The sequence below is a fragment of the Aneurinibacillus danicus genome, from assembly GCF_007991215.1.
Lineage (GTDB): Bacteria > Bacillota > Bacilli > Aneurinibacillales > Aneurinibacillaceae > Aneurinibacillus > Aneurinibacillus danicus.
Genome location: NZ_BJXX01000013.1, coordinates 99,345 through 122,364 on the forward strand (window position 1 = coordinate 99,345; position 23,020 = coordinate 122,364).

A 23,020-nucleotide genomic window follows, 5' to 3' on the forward strand; every position below is an offset into this window, starting at 1 on the left:
CGCTGGCAGGAAAGGATGTGTACTTATGAATTTTGACGGCTTTACTCAAGAGGATTTTGCTATATTTACAATCGAGGGCCTTGATGCTCGCATGGCAGCGATTCGGGAACGGATTCAACCGAAGTTTAGAGCGATCGGTGAAGAATTAAAGAACGACATTGCATTATCATTAGGAAACGAAATGTTTCTGCATATCGCCAAACATGCGCGGCGCACCGTGAACCCTCCGAAAGATTCGTGGCTTGCCATTTCTCATAACAAACGCGGATACAAAGCACACCCTCATTTTCAAGTTGGACTTTTTGACGATCACGTTTTCATATGGTTGGCGTTCATTTACGAACTCCCATATAAAAAGGAGATTGCCCAAAAGTTTATCGATAATATCGACAGTGTAAAAGCGCTCATTCCGAAGGACTTTGTTATTTCGCTTGACCATACAAAAAAAGAGGCGGTTGCGGTAAGCGATGTAAGCAGCAAAGAGTTTGAAGGGATGCTTGATCGCTTCCGTAACGTTAAAAAAGCTGAATTTCTTGTTGGACGTCATATAAAGGCGGGCGATCCGATACTTAAGGACGGAAACGAATTTTTACATAGTGCAAAGAGTACAATTGAAACACTGCTGCCGCTGTATCGGCTTTCTCTGACATAATAAGAAAAACTTGCTTACAAATGGAGGGAAAAAAGAGTTGGGAATGCGTCTCCCAACCCTTCTCTCTTATCCGCGCACCCTGGCGCCGAAAATCGCATCCAACCGTTTGCGTTCTTCTTCCGCCTGTGCAATCATCTCATCAAACAGCTTTTGCACTGTTGGCACATCATTAATCAGGCCAATGACCTGACCGGCCCAGCCGTACCCCGTCGCTTCGCTGCCATTATAGATATACTCCCGATTCGCTCTTCCGCTAATCATATCCTTCAAGTCATCATATGTCGCGCCTTCCTTCTCCCGCTCAATAATGTTCAATGCGTGAGCCGTCTTCAAGACGCGGCCTGGCGCTCCCAGCGTACGCTTAATGATGACTGTGTCCGTCTCTTTGCCGGCAAGAATCGCCTGCTTGTACGCTTCGCTTGCATGTACGCATTCTTGAGTGGCAATGAAGCGGGTTCCCATCTCGATACCTTCAGCGCCAAGTGCAAGCGCTGCTAATAAGCCGCGTCCGTTACCGATGCCACCGCTCGCCAGCACCGGAATTGAAACAGACTCGACCACGCGCGGAATCAATACCATCGTGCCGATGTCTTCTCGTCCCAGATGGCCGCCTCCTTCCTGTCCCACTGCCATAACCGCATCCGCACCCAGCTCTTCCGCTTTTTGCGCTTGCCTTACACCGGCTACCAGAACGAGCGTACGGATATTTTCCCCTTTAATTCTCTCGAAAATCGGTTTCGGATTACCGCCGGTGATGGAGATGGCAGGCACCTTCTCTTCAATAGCCACTTCCAGCAGTTCTTCATACGGCCGACCGTGCTGTCCAATGGCAAAATTAACGCCGAACGGCTTGTCGGTCAATGTGCGGACTTTGCGGATTTCTTCTCTCACTTTCTCCGGCGTACCGAGCGTCATTGCGGTAATCTGCCCTAACCCTCCGGCATTGGAGACGGCTGCGGCCAGCTCCGCATACGCCAGGTAAGCCAGGCCGCCCTGAACGATTGGATATTGAATGCCAAAAATTTCGGTTACACGCGTTTTCATGTATTCTCTCCCTCTCCTTTGTTCATAAGCCTATAGTGTTTATTCGCGCTCCCTGTATAAAAATCCTTTTTAAATTTTATGAACAGTAGAAATTTAAGAAATACGCAAGAATTTGTTTCTGCCGGAAGAGAATGATTTAAATCGGAAAGACATTTTGATATACTCAATATGTTTGTAATGATGTATCGCACCGCAGCAGGCGGCACCACATACAGAAATGGGGAATGCTCTTATGGACCAATCAAAAACGCCCCTGTTTACGGGGCTGTTGGAACACGCCCGGCGAAATCCGATTCAGTTTCACATCCCGGGTCACAAAAAAGGAAGCGGGATGCTTCCAGAGTTCCGCGATTTTATCGGGCAGAATGCGCTGTCTATCGACTTAATCAATATCGCCCCGCTCGATGATCTGCACCATCCAAAAGGCATAATTAAAGAAGCGCAGGAATTGGCTGCAGAAGCTTTCGGCGCCGATTATACGTTTTTCTCCGTTCAGGGAACGAGCGGAGCCATTATGACAATGATTATGTCTGTTGTAGGACCGGGCGAGAAGATTATCGTCCCCCGCAACGTGCATAAATCGATTCTTTCGGGAATTATCTTTGCCGGTGCGATTCCGGTTTTCGTGCATCCGGTTATGGACCCTGACTTAGGCATTGCACACGGTGTTACGACAGAATCAGTACGCAAGGCACTGGAGCAGCATCCCACCGCTAAAGCGGTTCTTGTCATCAATCCGACTTACTTCGGCGTTGCCGCCAATTTGAAGGAAATTGTGGATTTGGTGCATGAGTATGGTATTCCGGTACTCGTCGATGAAGCGCATGGTGTTCACATTCACTTCCATGACGATATGCCGCTATCCGCGATGCAGGCCGGTGCCGATATGGCAGCAACCAGCGTACACAAACTGGGCGGCTCCATGACACAAAGCTCCGTTCTGAATGTGCGTGAAGGTCTGGTCTCAGCCAATCGCGTAAAATCGGTTATCAGCATGCTGACGACCACATCGACTTCGTATCTGTTGCTGGCATCTCTGGATGCGGCACGCCGCGAACTGGTAGAGCACGGCAAAGAAATGATGGACAAGGTACTGGAGCTGGCCGCATACGCCCGGGATGAGATTAACGATATCCCCGGCCTTCGCTGTGTAGGCAAAGAGATTCTCGGCAGCCCCGCCACGTATGATATGGATTTATCCAAGCTCATTATCCGTGTACGCGGCATCGGACTTACCGGCCATCAGGTGGAAGTATGGCTGCGCGAAAAATACAATATTGAAGTCGAGCTGAGCGATTTATACAACATTCTGTGTATTATCACGCCGGGCGACTCGATTCTGACAGTGACGACCCTTGTACAGGCGCTTCGTGAGTTGGCCCGCATCCAGATGGGCAAGGATTCGATGAAGCCCCTGACCGTTCATCTGCCAAAAATTCCGGCGCTCTCACTTTCGCCACGCGAGGCCTTCTATTCGGAGACTGAGATTATCCCGATTCGCGAAGCAGCAGGCCGAATTATGGCCGAATTCATCATGGTCTATCCTCCTGGAATCCCAATTGTGCTTCCAGGTGAAGTCATGACGCAGGACAATATTGACTACATTCTTAAAAACATCGAAGCCGGTCTCCCGGTTCAAGGTCCTGAGGACGAATCGCTTCAAACCATCAAAGTTATCAAACGTACACAAGCGATTAAATAAGGAGACAGGGGCTGTTTCATAAGCAGGTGAAACAGCCCCTGTACTATTTCATCAAAACAACGAAATCGAACAATTGGGATAAAAACACAAAGGCTGTACCCTTCCTATATAAAAGTACAGCCTTTACGATTTATAGATATAACATTTAAAGTGCTATCTATTGATGTGGAATATTAATCCAAGTTTTCGCTGTATTCCATGGATAGTTGTATGAAGTCGATTCAAAACGATATTGAACCGTTTGCTTACTTGGGATTTTCAAATCGGAATTAAATCCTATTACATGAAAGAATCCATCTACAATACGGTCGCCTTCATAATCAATGGAATATTGATTCCAAGAGTAGTCTGGATTGCCATATGTAATTTGTTCATTACCTAACCATTGAGTATCTGAACCAAACCCTTCTTCTACAACACCAATTTCAGTGTATCCTGTTACAGCAGGAGCTGTTAAGTCGCCATAAATATACTTATGGCCGTTCGGCTCGTCCCATGCAATTTGATTAATGTATAGAGCTGTAACAGGCGGTGCAGAGCCAAATGCACTAACAGCAGATGGCTGCACTTCTTTTCTGACTTCTTTTTCAGCTTTTGCACGCATTTCTTCCTTGATTTTAGTTGATTCCTCCGGCGTTACCTGTTTAATGTCCAAGTTCGGATATTTCTTCTTTGCATCTTTTTCAAAACATTCAATTATCGATAGTTCCTTATCGGCGTTATCTTTTTTTCTATTTTTGTAGCAGCTTGGGCAATACCAGAGATACTGAAACACATTAAAGTTGCAAGAATGGAAAGCTTGAACTTTTTCTTCATTTTTTGTCCTCCCCCAAAATGGTTTAATACGGATTACAAAAACCATTATATAACATTTTTTAGAAATTTAAGTAAAAAAATCCAAAGAATACGAAAAATTCACTTGGATTTATCCGATGTTATTAATGGTAAGAAAAACAGTTAAGGGAAGGAGGTATAAAATGGGTACAGGATACCTAAATGGTCGTTCCGATTTAGAAATGAGATCTGGTTACTTTTTTCTTCGCGCTTTCTATGGATATAAGGGAAAATATCAAGATTTTAAGGATGCAATGTTAAATGCCAAAGAACCCATAAATCCAGATAACGTTAAACAAGCATCTGAAGCAGATGCAAACTGGAAGCGTTCAAACGGAACTAGCGAACTGTTTGTTCAGGTAGAAGAAAGAGCCGGGGAGTTAGGTTTGTTGGATAAAAAAGCGTACCAACAAACAATGGAACGTCTTCGGCAGCGTTCCAAGAAGGATGCGTATATGTCTATTGAAGGACGAGGCATAAGTCAAAGCTTCAATCTTTCTCAAGCTTTCATTAATAGCAAATGGCGCACTGTTTCTGACTTGTACGAGCGTAACATGTTTTAAGATCATCTTTACGTTAAAAGGGGCTGGCCTAAAAGTAAAAAAGAACTTTCGGGTCAGACCCTTTTTTGGTGTGCGGTGTGTGTCAATTATTTACTTTCTTTGCAGGTGGGACAGTCGCTGCAAGATGCATACAGGACTTCCACTTTCTCATGCTCATAGTGCTCAATAATTTCTTCACAATGTTGACATACGATAGTACCCATATTATCATCCTCCGTTCATATATTCAAACAATTAATGATGTATATAAATCAAATATGCTTTTAATATGTTATGTCATTAATATAATATGTCATACTAATTGCGTCAACAGGTTTTTCTAAAAATTTTCGCCCTTTTTCACGACTATTTCTTTCATCCCATCAAAAAGACCTTCAGGAGAATCTCCCGAAGGTCTGGGTATGCGTTTTTATTGCATAATGAGGTGTACATTCCACCGGACAATCAAATACTAATATTGCGTTAATGCATGGTCAGTATGTGGAAGATGACCTTGCAGGAACAAGGAAAGCTCATGCGCTTCCTCGTCATCAGCAATGGCGAATTTCTGCTTCAGAACCTCAATGTTTTGCGCATCTTCGGCACAGAGCAAAGAAGATCGCCCTGTTTGCATGCAAATCACCAGAGGCTTTCCAAAAAATTGATTCGTGTAAACGAGCCCGAAATCATAGCGGGCTTTCTCAGATGCAAAGCCGACAAAGTTCACTTTTGTCGTCTCTGACGTCTCATAAAGGCGCTCGAACATATTTTAGAAACCTCCTTTGTATTTGCGTGAATTTACTGTCTATTTTATTGTATCATAAAAATTTGAACTGACAATTCCATTTTGAAGAAATAGGAAATGAGACACATGGTTTTGTCTATAGGGAAATTCCCCTGTTTTTTGTTTAAAATAATGAAGAAATACCGCTAAAATACAGTTTTTTTAGGGGTCAAAAATCACAAATTATTCACTTCACTTCTGAGATCCCCTGTGCGACAATTTCAGTGTAATCACTTACTTTATAGAGAATTTAGGAAGAGAACCCCAAAGGAGTGTAGTCCATGAGTAAGCGAATGCTATTGCAAGCGACAATTCTTATTCTGTTTTTTATCGTACCGTTGCTCGACATTTTCCGGATTGATTTAGTTCATCTTCATTTTTATGTTTTGACTAAAAGCTTCTCGTTTAATGACGGATATATTTTGCTGTTGACCGTCCTTGTGCTTGTTTTCACTTTCGTCTCTATTTCTCAGTGGTTCGGCCGCCAGTTCTGCGGGTGGATGTGTCCGCATAACACCTTTTCCGTATATCTGACCAAGATTACAAACTCCAAGACGCTGCGCAATAACGCCGGTCTGCGCAATGCCATCGACATTGGCTTATCGCTTATTTTTGCTCCGCTCATCGGCTTTAGCATGATTGCATATTTCTATAGTCCAAAGGACTTGTTCGAAGAAATTATTACGTTTGATACGGGCGCCTGGTCGTTTTGGGCTTACATTCTGGCCACCGTTTTCTTCTTTGTCATGATTAACAGACTGCGTCATAGCTTCTGTCGCAGCGCATGCCCATATGGCATGCTGCAAATGATTCTGTCCGACAAGAACTCCCGCACCGGCGGCATTAAAAATATGTTCCGCGGCGCAGGTCTTGTACTTACGCTGTTGATGACCGTCATGACTTCAATCTTATTGTTCTCTATCTTCACCAACACGGGATTTGCGGTCAGCATCGGCAAAAACCTCCAAGGTGTACCAGCCGAGAACCGCATTATTTACACGTACAACCTCCAGATAGAAAATCTTAAGGATAAACCGGCCACCTTTACACTTACGTATCAAAATGTTCCAGAAAGCTGGGACGTCATACTTCCATCCCGGGTAAAAGCGGAGCCGAATTCTGTAGCTAGTGAAACCCTGCTCTTCCGGATCGACCAGGGCAGCATCGGCAAAAACACTGCGATTATGATTATCATCACAAATGAGGAAGGCAAAAAAATTGAGCGCGAAATCAGCATCTTTCCAATAAAGAAATGATAAGAAAAACGCGCGGGCGTTGCCGGTCTTTCCCTCCCTTCGGGCTACACGCTCCACACGGAAAAAGCAACGGCCGGCACACGCCTCGCACGTTTTTGCTCGATTCCAATAGAAGGTAAGTATATCTCGCTTTACAATATACTTATACCAAAAAGAAGACTCCTGCCCTGAGGAGGAGTTTCGCGGATTAACGCATAAAAGCGAAAAGGTTCACATCCCCGCTCCTTTTCGCTTTTCTTACGTCATTCATATCGTAGCTACACGTTCTGCCTTATTCTCACTCTCGCGAAGCCAGTGAATTTTATCAGGTCCGTGCAGCTCTTCTGCCAAAAAGTCCAAACATTCGAAAAAGAGTGCGGACACATTGCGACCGTAGCGCACCTCTAAGCTCTCGAGCGCTCGCGTGATGCGAAATACATCAGGTGCCTGTACTTTGCTTTCTTCAATAATGTTTCTTCCTTTATCGGTTAGGTATACATTTACTACCCGACCGTCTTTGTCACTTTTTTCGATCGTGACAAGCCTCTTCTCCATCATTTTCTTCACATGAATAACAACAGAAGATGGGTGCCAGAACGTCCATTCTGCAATCTGGGTGACACGCACTCCTTCATAGCAATACACGATCCATAAAATATTCAGCTGAACCGCTGAATCCAGTTCCAGCTTTCGTGCGGCCGTCTCCCAGTCTTCTTTGTTGACGACAGCAATGGCGCGTAAGGTATTAAGAACCTCGTGTAAAGTTTGTGATTGATTCTGAAGGTCCATAATCAGTCTCTCCTTCCCCCTCCGTGAAACGAATTTAACAAAATTTATTTTATCTACTATACAATAGTATATTTTTCTAAAAATTTAGTCAACACAATCTTTATGGAGAATGCCAGAAAATCCACATGGTTTGGCGGTTGCCAAAGGCCGGATGCGATGCTAAACTCAAAGGTAAGTGTCTTTAGAATCCGGGGTAGGAGTGAATAGAAGTGAGTAGAAGTGCCTACATAAAATTTGTTGAAGGGTCAACTACAAAACAGGTTACATTGGACGAAGTTAAACAGCAGTTCAAACGCTATACAGAAATGACCGCCAAAACCGGTCAACAGCTGGACTGGGATTATCGCCACTCCGCTTTTCCGTACACGATTGAAGAAAAGCCGGAAGCAAAGGGACAATGGTTTTATCTTAAAGGAACCGACGAGAAGCTGTATCGTTACATTCTGGTGGGAGTTGGCACACGTCAAGTAGAGAAGCAGACGAAACAACCGGACCCGGAGAACGAGGGCCAGACTCAAACCGTAACAACAATCGAAGAGGAAAATTACATTCAGGTTACACTGACTCCTGAATCAACACACGGCGATAAAGGCAAGGCCAATGAATTTTGTAAATATTTAGCCAAACAATACAAAGCCGAGCTGCACCTTTTTAACGGACGCGTCATGTACTATAACCCACGAAAATAAACATCCGCCTACATATTAAAGAAAAGGAGGGAGAAGAACGGGGGGATGATTTCAATGTGGAAAAAGGCAAAGGCCCTTTTCTTCCCTCTCCTTCTTTCCTCACGATTTTCACAAAAAACCACCATGGCATCTCAGCCACAACCCCGGCATGAAAATGAGGGTAGGGACGGCTGACTTTTGCGGTACGAAGAAAAAGAGAGGAAAGAAGGAGGTGAGGATTTCAATGGTGAAAAAGGCGAACGCCTTTTTCTTCCCCGGATCTCATTTCCTCTTCCCCTTCCTTCTTTTCTCATGATTTTCACAGAAAAAGAGCAGATTTCTCTGCCCTTCTTCCCCCTATCCCGCATAGGGAAGGATCCGATCGGATCGTTTCAGCGAATAATACCGACCGTCTATCATGCGCACCCCTAATTCTACACAATACTGTCGGGTACTTTCAATTCCATACAAAAGCCAATTTGCTGCCTGAAAATTGATGTCAAAGTCGACATACGTATCAAGGCCATCATTCTTAATCATCCGGTCTGTTACATCATACAACCGGATTACAAACGGCAATTCTGAAACCGGAATTGCAAACCGCTGCTCGATAGCCTCCTTGTGATGATTATCAATCTCCCAGGACGCTGTGAGCGACTGTGTATCATTCCATGCGACACGTATATTCGGTCCCTCTACGTCAGTCTTCGAGGTACGCCTCTTAGGCTTTGCTTTCATCCGCTGCTCTCGTTCCTTTCTTTAATAAAATGTATGCGGTTTCTACCGACACCCTGTAGTATATCCCCATTATATCATCTTTTTGCAGGAATATGAATAGAGGATGGCAAAGGTGCTACCGGGAATGAATGGCGTTCTCTCCCACAACTTGATAGTCCCCGCCACTTCCCTGTTTCATAATCATCTGGACTTTGTAATCGCCCGCCTCTTTAAACTGCATTCCCTTCACATTATGCGTGTATAGAAAAGCTGTGCCATTTCGAGCGGTGGAATAACTTTGAGGATAGCTTACATACTCTTCGGTACCAAAAGGGTTGCGGATCACAATTTTAAACACGAGGGAGTCGGCTTTCGGAGCATTATCCACATCAACAAAAACATCAAACGAAACTTTGCTGCCTTTATCCACAACCATAAAAGGAGAAACGATCTGATAATTATTCTTGTTCGTCTCTTCAACCGCAGCCGCGACAATCATATTGATATTAGGCTTCGTAACCTTCGTTTTTCCAGTCTCTTCATCCCGGACAACAAATGCTCCCAGACGTTCTGCCATCGCACGCAACGGGACAACAGTGGCACCATCCATGACAAGAGGAGGAGGCTTGATATCCTGCAGCGGATTGCCGTTGAATTCGACAGATGCTACGGGGTATTTTCCGCGGTAGACATCGCCGGATGCCATGGCTACCCCGGAAAGTAACAGGGATGTAAGCAGGATTAGTACTTTCCGCTTCATTCGTCTACCTCTTTTCCGATTCTTCGCCTACTATTACTTATACGCGCTGCAGGACAATTTGTTTTTCCTCCATCATTGTTTTTTATATCTCCTCCTTACTTTTACGCTGAGGTTCTGCGATGTCTTCATTTGTCCGCTTTCTCGCTTCTCCTTCTCATTACTAGTAAAACCAGCAGAAGAATGAACAGCAGAAGGACGGACCCACCAATCACGAAATATACAGAATAGTCGTTCCAATCAATTCTGTTTTTCCCTTCACTGATGGCTTTCTGCGATTTGGAAAATTGCCGGGATTCAAATTGGCGTTTAGCTGGATAACCGATCCACTTTTCCCTTATATGCACCGTGGGCTTGGTCGGTCAATATAAGCGGCGCCCGAAAAATTTCTTCGGCACAAAAAAACAAGCTCCGGAATGTTCCGGAACTTGTTACGTGTAGTTTCACATAGTATCTCTTTAAATAGAAAGCAGGGGCTTATCCTGCCTGTTCACTGTTCTGTTGGGCGCTCATTTGCCGATCGCGCTCCGCTTCTTCCTCATCGCGCAGACGATGCGCCATCCGGCTGGATGCGGACGCCGCAATACTGGCCACCAAATCGTCGAGAAATGTGTGAATTCCGTTGCCGCGCTTTGTATCTAAACGCTTAATAATACCGATTTTCTGCTTATCCAGATGGCCAAATGTCGTTACCGCAATGCTTCCATAACCAAATACGGAACCAAGTGCAAGCGTTTCATCGCATCCGAATAACCCTTCATCGCTCTCAATAATCGATTGCAACGGCTCTGTCAGCATTCCTTTCTCAGCAAGAATGTCGAGCTCCGTGCCGACAAGAATCGCATGTTGAATCTCCCTTTTTTCTAATACGGCGTGAACGCTTTCAATGCAAGAGGACATTTTTAGCCCTACATTATAAGGCGCCTGCATCAAATATACCACATCCGCAATATCTTCGATGGTGACTCCCCTATCGGCAAGACGCTGCAGTGCTGCATTTTTTACTTCTCTGCTGTGTACTTGTCTTTTCATCTTTACTATCTCCTTCCCCAACCGATAACACTACAAAAGAATCAGATATAGTTCATCATATCACAACTCATCTCCAATAATGGTAAAATTATCATCCGGTGCAACAGCACCGAAGAAATGAACTATAATTATGTATATGATTTGTGAACATTTATTGTTAAAAAAAACTCGCGGGCATTGCCGCTCGTCCTTTTTCCACACAGAAGACAAGCGGCCGCTTTGTGGCCCTTCGGTCGGACCGGCAAAACATCCGGGTACCTCGAAGAGGGAGACAATTGCCGGTCTTTCCCTCCCTTCAGGCCACACGCTCCACACGGAAAAAGCAACGGTCGGCACACGCCTCGCGAGTTTTTCCTTGTTTACGAATGGAAGGAAAGTATATTTCGCTTTACAGTGATAAAGTGAAATATACTTTCCTATACATTAAAAAAATCGGCCCTACGGCCGATCTTCGGGGTCATATTCCGGCTCTTTTCCGGCTGGAGCCAACTCCTGATTCGGACTCCATTCCGTACCCGAGCTGAATCGGTTTAAAATCACTGCCACCAGATAACTTGCCCCAAAGAGCAGGAGAAGAGAAAGCAAAGATAGAATAACAATATAAAAAATAGCCACATTAAGTCCCTCCTTATGCTTTGATTAGCTATAAGTTTTACCCGTACCATGAGAAATATACCGGGGGACATCCTACAAAAATCAACCATGGAAACAGGAGTTGAAACACATGCCTATCTATAAAGTAAAACGAGTACATAATGAAGCGGAGAAAGAGGGGGCGCTTAACGTCCGGCGCCGCGTCTTTATTGAGGAACAAAACGTGCCGGAAGAGCTGGAAGTGGACGAGCATGACTCTTTAGATGCCTCTACGATCCACATACTTGCCACCAATGAACAGGGAGAAGCGGTAGGCGCCGGTCGGCTGCGTGAATACAAACCCGGTATAGGAAAAATCGAACGAGTAGCCGTACTGTCTTCGTGCCGAGGCCACGGCCTGGGACGTCTGCTGATGGAGAAGCTGGAAGCCGAAGCGAAAGAGAACGGCTATGGCACACTAAAGCTGAATGCACAACTACAGGCCCAGCCTTTTTACGAACGGCTCGGCTACAAACCGCACGGCGACACATTCATAGACGCCAACATCGAGCACATAGCCATGATAAAAACAATATAAGAGAGGAAAAGGGAGGAGCTAATGATTCGCTTGTTTTCGCTGGGTTGAAAAGAAAAGGCTTCATCATTATGCTCACTCCTTCCCTTTTCCGTCTCTCTCTTATAGTTCAAGAAGGATTATGCTTTCTTACTCAGTTCGCGAAGGCGGCACACCGTGTCCATTGTGATCGTGCGGGCGCCCAGGTCGGCGTGAAAAATTTCATCATTCCGCGTGCCGTGGAAATCTGAACCCGCTGTTTTTACCAGGTTATGCTCATCTGCTAGTGCACCGTACAGCCGCATGTCATCTTCGTCATTGTCAGGATGATACACTTCGATGCCCTGCAAGCCGTGTTCAATTAAGCTTTTCACCAATTTAGGATTTTTGTATAATCCAGGATGGGCCAGCACAGCCACACCGCCTGCCGCCTGAATGATATCAATTGCTTCCTGGGGTGAAATGCGCGGCGGATTTACGTAGGCTGCTCCCGTAGATCCCAGATATTTATCGAATGCCTCTTTCATGGAGGAGACGACGCCTTTTTCCATGAGCAATTCCGCCATATGCGGTCGGCCGATATTGCCGGCTTTTTCTTTTTTTCTTTCTTCCACTTCTTCTAAGGTAATGTCAATACCGAGCTCGTTCAATCTGGCAATTATCATTTTGTTCCGTCGGCCGCGTACTTCACGCAACTCTTCCAACCGCTCAAGAAACACCTGATCCTGAATGTCAATATAATATCCGAGCACATGTACATCTTTGCCTTCGTGCACCGAACTAATCTCCACGCCCGGCACGATTTCGATATGCTGGCGCTTTCCTTCTTCAAGCGCTTCTGCCAGCGCCGCTACCGTATCGTGGTCTGTAATTCCAAGTGCGGCCAGTCCTTTTGCTTTGGCCCGCTCGATTAACTGCCGGACGGTAAACGTGCCGTCCGACGCTGTTGTATGTGAATGAAGATCTGCTTTTTCCATTACTGTCACCCCTGTTTGTATTGGAATCGAACGTGAAAAGACGGTATGCCGGAGCATCCCGTCTTCTTACCTCGTTCTACAACCTTTGTTCAATCTCTACAGTACGCCTGCTACGTATTATGAGGCTTACTACCCCATTATATTATATCCGGCATCCACGTGAATCACTTCACCGGTAATGCCGCGCGACAGATGACTAAACAAGAAGAGCGCCGCATCCCCTACTTCCCGTTGGTCGACCATCCGGCGAAGCGGCGCTTTCTCAGGTACGCCTTTTGTTAAATCGTTGAAATTTCGGATGCCTTTGGCTGCAAGCGTACGAATTGGACCGGCAGAGATTGCGTTGACTCGAATGTTATTCTGTCCAAGATCGGATGCAAGATAACGCACGCTCATTTCCAGAGCGGCTTTTGCCACGCCCATGACATTATAATTCGGAATCACGCGTTCTCCTCCGAGATATGTTAGTGTTACAATGCTGCCGCCTTCTGTCATTAATTTGCGGGCTACATTGGTGACTGCAACCAGCGAATATGCACTAATATCGTGCGCAAGCGCAAAGCCATCACGTGATGTGGAAACAAACTCATCTTCTAAGTCTTCCGACTTTGCATACGCGATGCAGTGTGCCACACCATGGAGTACGCCTACTTCCTGCTTAATTACAGTAAACGCTTGCTTGATATCTTCATCGTTGGTTACATCGCACGGGACAAGAATCGTGCGTTCTTGGCCAAGTGAAGAAGCCAGTTCCTCCACGCCGGATTTCAACCGTTCTCCTTGATAGGTGAATATCAGATTGGCACCAGCTTCACGGAGCGATTGCGCAATTCCCCAGGCAATGCTTCGCTTATTAGCCACACCCATAATCAGAATATTTTTACCTTTCAGTATATCCATCGGCTTATTTCCTCCTACTGTTACAATGATTTATATTGAGCCTGCAAATATATAATGAAGACTTCACCATGCTTTATAACGAGGAAAAATTTATGTATCACGGCATAATTCATTGCAAAAAACAATACACTAAAAATTAATAAGAAATATGTTATATATTTTGTTTTATTCAGCCCTATATATGGTAAGCAGATAGTAGTGATTCAATCTTCTTAAAATGTTACCATGGCGAAGGAGGGGCAGAGAATAGTACCCATGTGTATAGAGCACAACGACTCAAAGCTGACCAGCCAATTAGAAGCACTGCAGAAGGAAATTGCCCTGCTGCGTGAAAATATGTATAAACTCGCCAGAGAAAAGAAAAACTTCTCCCACCCCGATGTGGTGGAGATTAGCCAGCAGCTTGACGCCAAGCTGAACCTGCATCAACGGGTTTTCCGTTCCTATTGAAGGGAAGGCCCCATCCTACTGCAGGAACGGCAATACCATGGATAATACGAGGGAAATGGCGATGATAATGGAAATGACCATATACGCTTTTCGCATACGCATTGCTATTCACCCCTCTATGCTTTCCAATTCTTTAAAACAACAATATAAAAATATCATGTTCTCCAAGCGATTTCAATGCGGGGAAGAGCGTGTTTCCTGCCGCTTGCAACTACACCATTCAGGAAACACTCTCTCCCCGTTTTTTTCTGCGTATCGAAGAACATAAAAACAAACGCCCCTTATTCGCCAGACTTCAGGTACAGCCAAGGAATAAGAGACGTTCATACACGTTTGTATCAGAATTAACTTACATGATGCTCAATCCGCAGCCTGTCCGCCACCATGGCGATGAATTCCGAATTGGTCGGCTTGGCTTTGCTGTTGCTGACCGTATAACCGAATAGCTTGCCGATAGAGTCCATATTTCCCCGACTCCAAGCCACTTCAATCGCATGCCGAATCGCCCGCTCGACCCGACTGGCCGTCGTATTGAACTTCTTGGCGATTTCCGGATAGAGAATCTTTGTAATGGAGCCAAGGAGCTCCATGTCGTTATATACCATCGTAATGGCCTCGCGCAGATACAGATACCCTTTAATGTGTGCAGGCACACCAATCTCATGAATAATGTTCGTAATGTTTTGATCCAGATTCTTGCCTTTCGGGGGCAGGGAAGGCGGACGCAGGTTATGATGAACGGTTGGAGCTAACCCCGCGACCTGACGCAGACGGTTCGCCAGAACTTCCATGTCAAATGGTTTCAAAATGTAATAGGATGCACCAAGCTCTACAGCCTTCTTCGTGATCTCTTCCTGTCCGAACGCTGTTAGCATAATAATCTTAGGCATAACCGGCAGTTTCATACCGCGAATCTGCTCGAGTACTGCCAACCCATCCAAATGCGGCATTACAATGTCAAGAATCAATACATCCGGCAGCGTATGGCTCAACAGGTTCAACACGTCATTTCCGTTAAATGCGACACCCACCACTTCAATGTCATTCTGATCGTTTAGATACTCCTCAAGCAATTCCGTAAATTCCCGATTATCATCCGCAAGAATAACTCGAATATTTTTCAAAATGGTCTCGCCCCTTTTGCGCTACTGCTTATATTATATTTTCGTGTTATACGAAAGTAAATCCTCTTACTCCATATATAGGTGAAATTACCTGTTAAGTGTAAGTATCAGGTATGGATACGTCCACGTTTTGTAATTCGACGTTACCGTATCATCTCCTGCAAAATATGCGCGATTACTTTTCGACCAATCTCTCGCCATTTCGACGAAACAGACCGATAAAATGACAAAAAAACGCAGGGGGTTAGCTTGCCCTGCGTTTTTTGTCTGTTTGCTTATGAATGTCAATGCCCGCATCCTGCAGCATCCACTCAATATACGTGCCGTATCCGCTGGTCGGGTCGTTAACGAATACGTGGGTTACCGCACCTACCAGCTTGCCGTCCTGAACAATCGGACTCCCGCTCATTCCCTGAACGATTCCCCCGGTTTTTTTCAGCAATACCGGGTCGGTGACCTTAAGAATCAGCCCTTTAGTCGCCGGATATTTCTGCGGAACCACATTGACAATTTCAATCTTGAACTTCTCCACTTTTTGATCGTCTACTACCGTATAAATCTCAGCCGGACCGGGTTTGACCTGCTCACCTAAAGCGATGGGAATCGGCTTTGTTTCCACCGCCTGCTCCGGCAGTTTGTTCATCTTTCCAAAGATTCCAAACGGCGTGTTCTTTTCAATCGTGCCCAGTTTAACGCGTTCATTGCGGAGCGTGGCGTATTTCTCACCTGGTGCACCGCTTTTTCCCGGCTCAATTGATGTAACACTCGACTGCACGACATGGCCTTCGCCGACCGCAATCGGCTTGCCGGTATCTATATCGGAAATAACATGACCAAGCGCTCCATATCTCTCGCTTTTCGGGTCATAAAACGTCAGCGTACCGACGCCTGCGGCTGAATCCCGAATATAAAGTCCCATCCGGTATTTTTTGTCTTTATCGTCAAGAGCAGGTTTAAGATCGACGATATGTTTTTGCTTATCGCGCAGAATCGTAAGCTTTACTGCTTTTCCTTGCTTTCCCGCCTGGTCCACTATCTTTCCCACTTCATCCATACTGCGGATGTCGACGCCATCAATACCGGTAATCATGTCTCCTACTTTAATGTCGGCGGTTTCGCCGGGCGAGTATTTCTTGCCCTGGCTTTCAACAAGATGATGTCCGACGACAAGCACCCCCACCGTATGCAGTTGGACACCGATGGATTGTCCACCGGGTATGACTTTCAGCTCCGGCAGTACTTCTACATCTACCGTCTTAACCGGAATGTTTCCAAGTTTCAGCGTTAGCTTCGCTCCGCCGGGCTTACCGGGCTGGATGGTAAGCGGCTTGCGCAAATCCACCTGTCTGGATGCCTTGTCCGCGCTGACATGCACAATGTCAGGGTCCGTGGACGCGATGGTTCCCGTCACAGGCATGGTAAGGGAAAGTTGAGCGAGCGAGCCCTGGAACATGCGGATTTTTTCTGGAAAAGAAGCAAATTGTTGAAAAGGGGGCGAAGAGAAAGTGAGAAGAGCGAGTACAATTACAATACAGCCAATGATCGTTTTCTTTTTGTTTCGGGTGTTCAACGGGTCATCACGCTCCTACACGTTCCCTACCTACACCTCCATGTATCTGTAATAATAATGTTGCCGGAGTGGCTTACATTTATAACCCTTAAACCGAAACAATCTCTTCCTGTTTATCCTTACTTCCTGGCCTTCAGCTCTTCTGCCTGGGCGAGCATCTCCCTGGCGTTGTTTTTCGTGGTCTCTGTCACCTGGGCCCCGCCAAGCATACGGGCCAGCTCAACAACCCTTTCCTCGTATGAGAGCGCGGTGACCTTCGTCTCCGTCTCGTTATCGTTCATGTGCTTTTCGATTCTTAGGTGTGTATCGGCCATGCTTGCGACTTGCGGCAGGTGCGTAATCGATAATACCTGGCGCCTACGGGAGACGCGCACCAGCTTCTCTGCGATCGCCTGAGCGGCCCGGCCGCTAACACCTGTATCCACTTCATCGAAAATCATCGTATCAATATTTTCCGCATCAGCCAGAATGGTCTTCATCGCCAGCATAATCCGCGACAACTCTCCGCCGGACGCAATCTTACTGACCGGACGTAACGGCTCACCCGGATTGGGCGCAATAAGGAATTCGACCGTATCAATCCCCTTGGCCGTTACACGCAGCTTCGTTCCGTTCACTTCTAAGCCTCGCTCATCTTCCTGTTGATGGACCGCGATTTCAAATCGGGCGCGTCCCATGTTCAGCTCTTTCAGTTCCTGTTCGATGGCTGCGGCCAATGCAACGGCGATTTGCTTGCGGATTTGCGACAGTTCCGCGGCATCCACCGCCAGATCAAGCGCCACCTCCCGCAGCCTCTTCTGAAGTTCTGCGATACGCGACTCCCTGTTCTCCATGCTGTCAAGTTCATCCTCAATGGATGCCGCGTATTCAAGAATTTCATCAACGGAAAGCCCATACTTACGCTTCAGGCGGTTAATTTCATCCAGGCGGCTTTCAATCTGCATAAGTCGTTCCGGATCGAACTCGATCGTATCGCGATAGGCACGTACCAGACGGGCCGCTTCTTCCAATTGGTAAAACGCGCTTTCCACCATCTGGTGTGTTTCTTTCAGTTCCTCGTCATATTCAAGTACAGTCTCCAGATGACTCACCGCGTTACTAACCCAATCAATGCCTCGCTGATCACCGACCAACGAACGATAGGCATCTTCCAGACTGTGTACCAGTTTCTCACCGCCTGACAGCCGTTTTCGTTCCTTTATTAACTCTTCGTCTTCCAATGGTTTTAAGTCGGCCTCGACAATTTCCTGCAGCTGAAACTTAAGCATATCCATACGCTGCACCATTTCCCGCTCATTGGTCGATATATATTCCAACTCCGAAGCAATCTGTCTGTACTTCGCATACAGCTTAGAAAATTCACGGAAAGCAGGCGCCACCTTTTCATCGCCGAACGAATCCAACCATTCCATATGCCTGTCTCCCTGCATAAGCGATTGGTGCTCATGCTGTCCGTGAATGTTAATCAACCACGGTGCCACTTCTCTCAGCATCCCCAGCGTTACCATCTGCCCGTTAATCCGGCAGACGGTTTTGCCCGTGCTCGCCAGTTCCCGGCGGATGATAACGGTGTTTTCCTCTACTTCGATACCCATCTCTTCGAGCATGGACAGTGCAGGTGCTCCCGCTTCGAATTCGAACAGCCCTTCGATTTCCGCCTTTTTGCATCCGTACCGTACATAATCCGCAGATCCGCGCCCGCCAAGCAGCAGACTGATTGCATCGATAAGAATCGATTTTCCTGCACCGGTTTCTCCCGTTAAAATGGTAAGGCCCCGTCCAAACGAAACGGAGACCTCTTTAATCACGGCAAAATTGCGAATCGTTAACTCGAGCAACATAGTAAGTCCCCCGTATCTGCTTATAACATGTCGATAAACCGCTGCGACATCTCGGCGGCGTAGTCTTGACTGCGGCAAATGATCAGGATCGTATCGTCACCACAAATGGTTCCTAAAATCTCAGGCCATTCCAGATTGTCAATCAATGCTCCGATCGCATGCGCATTCCCAGGCATTGTCTTCATCACCAGCAAATTATCCGCACGATCAATGCTTACGAAGCTGTCAATCAGCGTCCGCTTCAGCTTATGCTGGGGATTGAAGCGCTGATCGGCAGGCAAGGAATACTTATACCGTCCGTCATTAGTCGGAACTTTAACAAGGTGCAGCTCTTTAATGTCCCGTGAAACGGTTGCCTGCGTTACGTTAAAGCCCGCTTCACGCAGCAAATCCACCAGCTCGTCCTGAGTTTCTACGTCATTGCGGGCAATGATCTCCCGAATTTTGATATGTCGCTGTCCTTTATTCATGTTCTTTCCTCCAGAAACGCTTTCATTTTCTTCCATCTATTCACTCTCTCCCTGTAGCTTTTTACGCACCACTTCGAAAAAGCTGCGTTCCTTCCACTTGATGAGCGATGTAATATAAGGTGAACGCCGGATAACAATTTCGTCGTCAATCTCCAATGGGTAACCCAGCTGGCCATCAATTGTTAAACCCAAATCATTGTGCGTAGCGTATACTTTGACATGAATTTCTTCGTCATCGGGCAGCACGAGCGGACGCGCCGTCAAGGAATGGGGCGCTACGGGTGTCAGCAGGATAGCATTAATATACGGAACGACAATCGGGCCTCCCGCCGACAAGGAATATGCGGTTGAACCGGTAGGCGTAGAAATAATAAGGCCGTCACCGTTATATGTACCCGCAAATAAATCATCCACATAAACGCTGCACTTAATCATCCGGCCGAAACTTCCCTTGGCGATTCCGACGTCATTCAGCGCTACCGCTTCATGAACGCGCTGCCCGTTACGAATCACTTCCGTATGAAGCATCATCCGATCTTCTACGCAATAATCCCCGCTTAAGATACGGTCCACTGCATGCGGCAAATCAGCCGGTTCCGATTCGGAAAGAAAACCGAGATTCCCTAAATTGATGCCGAGAATCGGAATCGAATACGGAGCGATTTCCCGCGCAAGGCCAATCAGCGTCCCATCCCCTCCCAACACGAAAATAATGTCCACGACTTCATGAAACTTATCAATGGGCAGGGCCAAATCTTCTCGATCAATATGCGACGCTACTACATGGTCTATGTATACATCTGCGCGCTTCGCTTCGAGCAGACGAACCAACTCTTCAGCCACGGGCCATGCATTTGTTTTTTGTTTATTCGCTACAATGCCTATCGCCGTCACAACTAACACCTCGATTAGCTAGGGTGATGCTTGCCTGTCTCTCTTATTATACATGCTTTCCTGGTTTCATGCATAAAAATACAAAAAAAGCAGGAAGTCTCTGTCAGATCCCTGCTTCTGCATATTTCTTTAAAACGTGGCGTGCGCTTCCTGAACAATTCGGTCAATGTCCGCCTCATAATCCTGTACCTCTTGCCCATTCGGCACTCCGTTCCACTCCAGGTGAAGCAAAAACTCAATATTTCCTTCTCCTCCCGTAATCGGTGAAAACGACAGTCCCTGCACCCGAAAGCCCAGTTCTTCACTGAAACGCAGCATCGTGCGCAGCACCTCTTTATGCACTTCAGCGTCGCGTACCACGCCGTGCTTGCCTACCTGTTCGCGGCCTGCTTCAAACTGCGGTTTCACCAGCGCCAGCACGCCTCCTCCCGGCTCCATGAACTCTTTGAGCACAGGCAGTATCAATCGCAGCGAAATGAAGGACACGTCGATCGTGGCAAACTGAATCGGATCGCCTTCCCACTCTTCCGCTTTCAGGTAACGAAAATTGGTCCTCTCCATAACGACAACCCTGTCATTCTGTCTAAGCGACCAATCCAGTTGGCCATAGCCGACATCGATTGCATACACGAGGCGGGCGCCGTGCTGCAGGGCACAATCCGTAAAGCCGCCGGTAGAGGCTCCGATATCCATGACGACCGCATCCGTTAAATCAATCCCGAACGTTTGAATCGCTTTTTCAAGCTTTAAGCCGCCGCGGCTCACATACGGATGGACCTGTCCTTTTACCGTAATCGGCTTATTCGTCTCTACTTTCATTCCCGCCTTGTCGCAGCGTTCCTGTCCGACAAAGACAAGGCCTGCCATAATGGCAGCCCTTGCTTTTTCCCGGCTCGGAAAATATCCTTCCTGCACCAGGCGCACATCAATTCTCTCTTTTTTGCTCATCGTCTATGCCCGCTGCCTCCTCGCCGGCCATAGAGAACGAACTTTTTGCGCAACATTCTCTGGAGTCAACCCCACTTCAGCACGCTGTTCTTTCACACTGCCGTGCTCGACATAGTAATCCGGAATCCCCATCAATTCAACGATCACGTCATGATAGCCCGCCTGCGCATAGCACTCTAACACGGCGCTTCCGAATCCGCCTTGCACCGCACCTTCTTCGAGCGTAATCACTGTATAACCGTCCCGTGCCAGCATAAAGAGCATCTCTTTATCAAGCGGTTTGGCAAAGCGCGCATTAATTATCATTGGATTGATGCCCTCTCCTGCCAGCATGTCCGCCGCTTTCTGGGCGGTAGAGACCATGTTCCCGAATGCGACAATCGCAACGTGCGCACCCGGACGCAAGATTTCAGATTTACCGATCGGAAGCTGTTTGAATTCCGTATCCAGTATGACACCTTCACCGTTACCGCGCGGATAGCGGACGGCAATCGGGCCATCGTTATACATAAGCGCCGTATACAGCATATGCTGCAGCTCGTTTTCGTCTTTCGGCATCATAATCGTCATATTAGGTAAGCTGCGCATATAGGCAATATCGAATACCCCCTGATGCGTTTCGCCGTCTGCACCGACAAGGCCTGCGCGATCAATCGCGAACGTGACATTTAGATTCTGACGGCATACATCATGCACGAGCTGATCGTAACCGCGCTGCAGAAATGTGGAGTAGACGGCGAACACGGGCTTTAGCCCCTGCGTGGCGATACCGGCTGCCATCGTAGTAGCATGCTGCTCGGCAATCCCGACATCAAAGAACCGTTCCGGATACTTTTTAGCGAACCCCTCCAGGCCCGTTCCGCTCGGCATCGCGGCCGTAATGGCGACGATACGCGGATCAGTTTCCGCAACTTTTTCAATCGTCCGGGCAAAAATGCTTGTATAGCTCGGCGGCCCTTCGCTCTTCAGGACTTCACCGCTCTCGATCTTATAAGTTCCCACGCCATGGAACACTTGCGACTCGCTTTCCGCAGGCGCGTATCCTTTTCCTTTTTTCGTAATCACATGAACAAGCACAGGCCCCTTTGTATAAGCGGCCTGGCGCAGTGCTTCCATGAGCGTCGGCAGGTCATGGCCGTCCACAGGTCCGAGATACGTAAAGCCCAGCTCTTCGAATAATATGCCGGATACCATAAGGTACTTCAGCCCATCCTTCAAGCGCTCCGCCAGCTTGGCCATCGTACCTCCCACGGCCGGTACTCTCTTGAGCAGATGCTCTACTTCTTCCTTGACACGTTTATAGCCGTCGTTCGTGCGCAACTTGCCAAGATAGTTGTGCAGTGCCCCGACATTGGGTGCGATCGACATTTCGTTATCATTCAATATCACGGTCACATCACGTTTTTCATGCCCCATGTGGTTCAGCGCTTCAAACGCCATTCCTCCGGTCAGTGCACCGTCACCGATGATAGCAAGCACTTTGTAACGTTCCCGCTTTAAGTCGCGGGCGATTGCCATGCCCATTGCCGCAGACAAAGAGGTACTGCTGTGTCCGGTTTCCCATACATCATGCTCGCTTTCGCTGCATTTCGGATATCCGCATAACCCTTTATATTGACGCAGCGTATGGAAGCGATCCATCCGGCCGGTCAGCATTTTATGTACGTATGCTTGATGTCCGACATCCCAGATAAATTTGTCCTTGGGACTGTTAAAAATATAATGAAGCGCAAGCGTTAATTCCACTACACCAAGATTCGGCGCCAGGTGTCCGCCCGTTACCGAAAGGTTTTTAATGAGGAACTCACGAATTTCTTCTGCTAGTTTATCGAGCTGTGCTATGTTTAATTTTTTCAAGTCTTGAGGGGAGTTAATATCAGATAACAAAGAAAACTCCTCACTTTCAGCATTTCGTTCTAATTTCTCCATGAATGTATCATACC

The 23,020-nt window shown here is 46.9% G+C and carries 26 protein-coding genes; 7 read left to right on the plus strand and 19 right to left on the minus strand.

Annotation, left to right across the window (positions count from 1 at the left end; all coding sequences use genetic code 11):
• Positions 1-25 precede the first annotated feature (25 nt).
• Positions 26-652 (plus strand): YktB family protein, encoded by a 627-nt coding sequence (locus tag ADA01nite_RS01315; protein ID WP_146808087.1) that lies wholly within the window; start codon positions 26-28, stop codon positions 650-652.
• 66 nt (positions 653-718) lie between these two features.
• Here ADA01nite_RS01315 and ADA01nite_RS01320 read toward each other — a convergent pair whose 3' ends face one another.
• The gene (locus tag ADA01nite_RS01320; protein ID WP_146808088.1) at positions 719-1,696 is read right to left on the minus strand and encodes an NAD(P)H-dependent flavin oxidoreductase; all 978 of its coding nucleotides are present in this window, start codon (positions 1,694-1,696) and stop codon (positions 719-721) included.
• Positions 1,697-1,928: 232 nt separating this feature from the next.
• Between ADA01nite_RS01320 and ADA01nite_RS01325 the strand changes: the two genes are divergently transcribed.
• Positions 1,929-3,398: an aminotransferase class I/II-fold pyridoxal phosphate-dependent enzyme gene (locus ADA01nite_RS01325; RefSeq protein ID WP_146808089.1), complete on the plus strand. Its 1,470-nt coding sequence runs from the start codon at positions 1,929-1,931 to the stop codon at positions 3,396-3,398.
• A gap of 157 nt (positions 3,399-3,555) precedes the next feature.
• On the opposite strand, the gene ADA01nite_RS01330 is transcribed toward ADA01nite_RS01325, so the two are convergent.
• Complete coding sequence (locus ADA01nite_RS01330) at positions 3,556-4,260, minus strand: DUF4879 domain-containing protein (protein WP_146808090.1); 705 nt, start codon at positions 4,258-4,260, stop codon at positions 3,556-3,558.
• 115 nt (positions 4,261-4,375) lie between these two features.
• Between ADA01nite_RS01330 and ADA01nite_RS01335 the strand changes: the two genes are divergently transcribed.
• Positions 4,376-4,795, plus strand: coding sequence for a hypothetical protein (locus ADA01nite_RS01335; RefSeq protein ID WP_146808091.1), 420 nt, complete (start codon positions 4,376-4,378; stop codon positions 4,793-4,795).
• An 86-nt stretch (positions 4,796-4,881) separates the two neighbouring features.
• On the opposite strand, the gene ADA01nite_RS01340 is transcribed toward ADA01nite_RS01335, so the two are convergent.
• Together ADA01nite_RS01340 and ADA01nite_RS01345 are read right to left on the minus strand one after the other, a co-directional pair.
• Entirely contained in the window at positions 4,882-4,998 is a 117-nt protein-coding gene (locus tag ADA01nite_RS01340; protein WP_146808092.1) for a GapA-binding peptide SR1P, read from the minus strand.
• Between the two features lie 248 nt (positions 4,999-5,246).
• Positions 5,247-5,540, minus strand: a complete 294-nt coding sequence (locus ADA01nite_RS01345) for a DUF3055 domain-containing protein (protein ID WP_146808093.1) — start codon at positions 5,538-5,540, stop codon at positions 5,247-5,249.
• A 299-nt stretch (positions 5,541-5,839) separates the two neighbouring features.
• Here ADA01nite_RS01345 and ADA01nite_RS01350 point away from each other — a divergent pair, with 299 nt between their 5' ends.
• The gene (locus ADA01nite_RS01350) at positions 5,840-6,814 is read left to right on the plus strand and encodes a 4Fe-4S binding protein (protein WP_146808094.1); all 975 of its coding nucleotides are present in this window, start codon (positions 5,840-5,842) and stop codon (positions 6,812-6,814) included.
• 246 nt (positions 6,815-7,060) lie between these two features.
• On the opposite strand, the gene ADA01nite_RS01355 is transcribed toward ADA01nite_RS01350, so the two are convergent.
• Positions 7,061-7,582, minus strand: coding sequence for a MarR family winged helix-turn-helix transcriptional regulator (locus tag ADA01nite_RS01355; protein ID WP_146808095.1), 522 nt, complete (start codon positions 7,580-7,582; stop codon positions 7,061-7,063).
• A gap of 209 nt (positions 7,583-7,791) precedes the next feature.
• On the opposite strand from ADA01nite_RS01355, the gene ADA01nite_RS01360 reads away from it, so the two are divergent.
• Entirely contained in the window at positions 7,792-8,271 is a 480-nt protein-coding gene (locus ADA01nite_RS01360; protein ID WP_146808096.1) for a DUF1885 family protein, read from the plus strand.
• A gap of 336 nt (positions 8,272-8,607) precedes the next feature.
• Here the strand turns inward: ADA01nite_RS01360 and ADA01nite_RS01365 are convergent, their stop codons facing one another.
• The 5 genes from ADA01nite_RS01365 to ADA01nite_RS21855 all read right to left on the minus strand — a co-directional run bounded on the left by ADA01nite_RS01365 (position 8,608) and on the right by ADA01nite_RS21855 (position 11,371).
• The gene (locus tag ADA01nite_RS01365) at positions 8,608-8,988 is read right to left on the minus strand and encodes a DUF4912 domain-containing protein (RefSeq protein WP_146808097.1); all 381 of its coding nucleotides are present in this window, start codon (positions 8,986-8,988) and stop codon (positions 8,608-8,610) included.
• Positions 8,989-9,103: 115 nt separating this feature from the next.
• Positions 9,104-9,727, minus strand: coding sequence for a stalk domain-containing protein (locus ADA01nite_RS01370; protein WP_146808098.1), 624 nt, complete (start codon positions 9,725-9,727; stop codon positions 9,104-9,106).
• Between the two features lie 125 nt (positions 9,728-9,852).
• Positions 9,853-10,071, minus strand: a complete 219-nt coding sequence (locus tag ADA01nite_RS22985; RefSeq protein ID WP_371863522.1) for a GGIII-like transmembrane region-containing protein — start codon at positions 10,069-10,071, stop codon at positions 9,853-9,855.
• Positions 10,072-10,201: 130 nt separating this feature from the next.
• A complete protein-coding gene (locus ADA01nite_RS01375) occupies positions 10,202-10,756 on the minus strand; it encodes a phosphatidylglycerophosphatase A family protein (RefSeq protein WP_146808099.1) in 555 nt (184 codons plus the stop codon).
• A 438-nt stretch (positions 10,757-11,194) separates the two neighbouring features.
• Entirely contained in the window at positions 11,195-11,371 is a 177-nt protein-coding gene (locus tag ADA01nite_RS21855) for a hypothetical protein (protein ID WP_170230067.1), read from the minus strand.
• A 109-nt stretch (positions 11,372-11,480) separates the two neighbouring features.
• On the opposite strand from ADA01nite_RS21855, the gene ADA01nite_RS01380 reads away from it, so the two are divergent.
• Entirely contained in the window at positions 11,481-11,927 is a 447-nt protein-coding gene (locus tag ADA01nite_RS01380; RefSeq protein WP_146808100.1) for a GNAT family N-acetyltransferase, read from the plus strand.
• Positions 11,928-12,043: 116 nt separating this feature from the next.
• Here ADA01nite_RS01380 and ADA01nite_RS01385 read toward each other — a convergent pair whose 3' ends face one another.
• Together ADA01nite_RS01385 and fabI are read right to left on the minus strand one after the other, a co-directional pair.
• Positions 12,044-12,880, minus strand: a complete 837-nt coding sequence (locus tag ADA01nite_RS01385) for a PHP domain-containing protein (protein WP_146808101.1) — start codon at positions 12,878-12,880, stop codon at positions 12,044-12,046.
• A gap of 129 nt (positions 12,881-13,009) precedes the next feature.
• Positions 13,010-13,780 (minus strand): enoyl-ACP reductase FabI, encoded by a 771-nt coding sequence (gene fabI, locus ADA01nite_RS01390; protein ID WP_146808102.1) that lies wholly within the window; start codon positions 13,778-13,780, stop codon positions 13,010-13,012.
• Positions 13,781-14,035: 255 nt separating this feature from the next.
• On the opposite strand from fabI, the gene ADA01nite_RS01395 reads away from it, so the two are divergent.
• A complete protein-coding gene (locus ADA01nite_RS01395; RefSeq protein WP_146808103.1) occupies positions 14,036-14,230 on the plus strand; it encodes an aspartyl-phosphate phosphatase Spo0E family protein in 195 nt (64 codons plus the stop codon).
• A gap of 344 nt (positions 14,231-14,574) precedes the next feature.
• Here the strand turns inward: ADA01nite_RS01395 and spo0A are convergent, their stop codons facing one another.
• From spo0A to dxs, 7 genes are all read right to left on the minus strand, one after another.
• Positions 14,575-15,354 (minus strand): sporulation transcription factor Spo0A, encoded by a 780-nt coding sequence (gene spo0A, locus ADA01nite_RS01400; RefSeq protein WP_146808104.1) that lies wholly within the window; start codon positions 15,352-15,354, stop codon positions 14,575-14,577.
• A gap of 244 nt (positions 15,355-15,598) precedes the next feature.
• On the minus strand, positions 15,599-16,924 hold the full coding sequence (spoIVB, locus tag ADA01nite_RS01405) for a SpoIVB peptidase (protein WP_146808105.1): 1,326 nt from the start codon (positions 16,922-16,924) through the stop codon (positions 15,599-15,601).
• Between the two features lie 119 nt (positions 16,925-17,043).
• Entirely contained in the window at positions 17,044-18,765 is a 1,722-nt protein-coding gene (gene recN / locus ADA01nite_RS01410) for a DNA repair protein RecN (protein ID WP_146808106.1), read from the minus strand.
• 20 nt (positions 18,766-18,785) lie between these two features.
• The gene (ahrC, locus tag ADA01nite_RS01415; protein ID WP_146808107.1) at positions 18,786-19,235 is read right to left on the minus strand and encodes a transcriptional regulator AhrC/ArgR; all 450 of its coding nucleotides are present in this window, start codon (positions 19,233-19,235) and stop codon (positions 18,786-18,788) included.
• A 36-nt stretch (positions 19,236-19,271) separates the two neighbouring features.
• The gene (locus ADA01nite_RS01420) at positions 19,272-20,129 is read right to left on the minus strand and encodes an NAD(+)/NADH kinase (RefSeq protein ID WP_146808108.1); all 858 of its coding nucleotides are present in this window, start codon (positions 20,127-20,129) and stop codon (positions 19,272-19,274) included.
• 129 nt (positions 20,130-20,258) lie between these two features.
• Complete coding sequence (locus ADA01nite_RS01425; RefSeq protein WP_146808109.1) at positions 20,259-21,077, minus strand: TlyA family RNA methyltransferase; 819 nt, start codon at positions 21,075-21,077, stop codon at positions 20,259-20,261.
• Between the two features lie 3 nt (positions 21,078-21,080).
• Entirely contained in the window at positions 21,081-23,006 is a 1,926-nt protein-coding gene (gene dxs, locus ADA01nite_RS01430) for a 1-deoxy-D-xylulose-5-phosphate synthase (protein WP_146808110.1), read from the minus strand.
• Between the last annotated feature and the right edge of the window lie 14 nt (positions 23,007-23,020).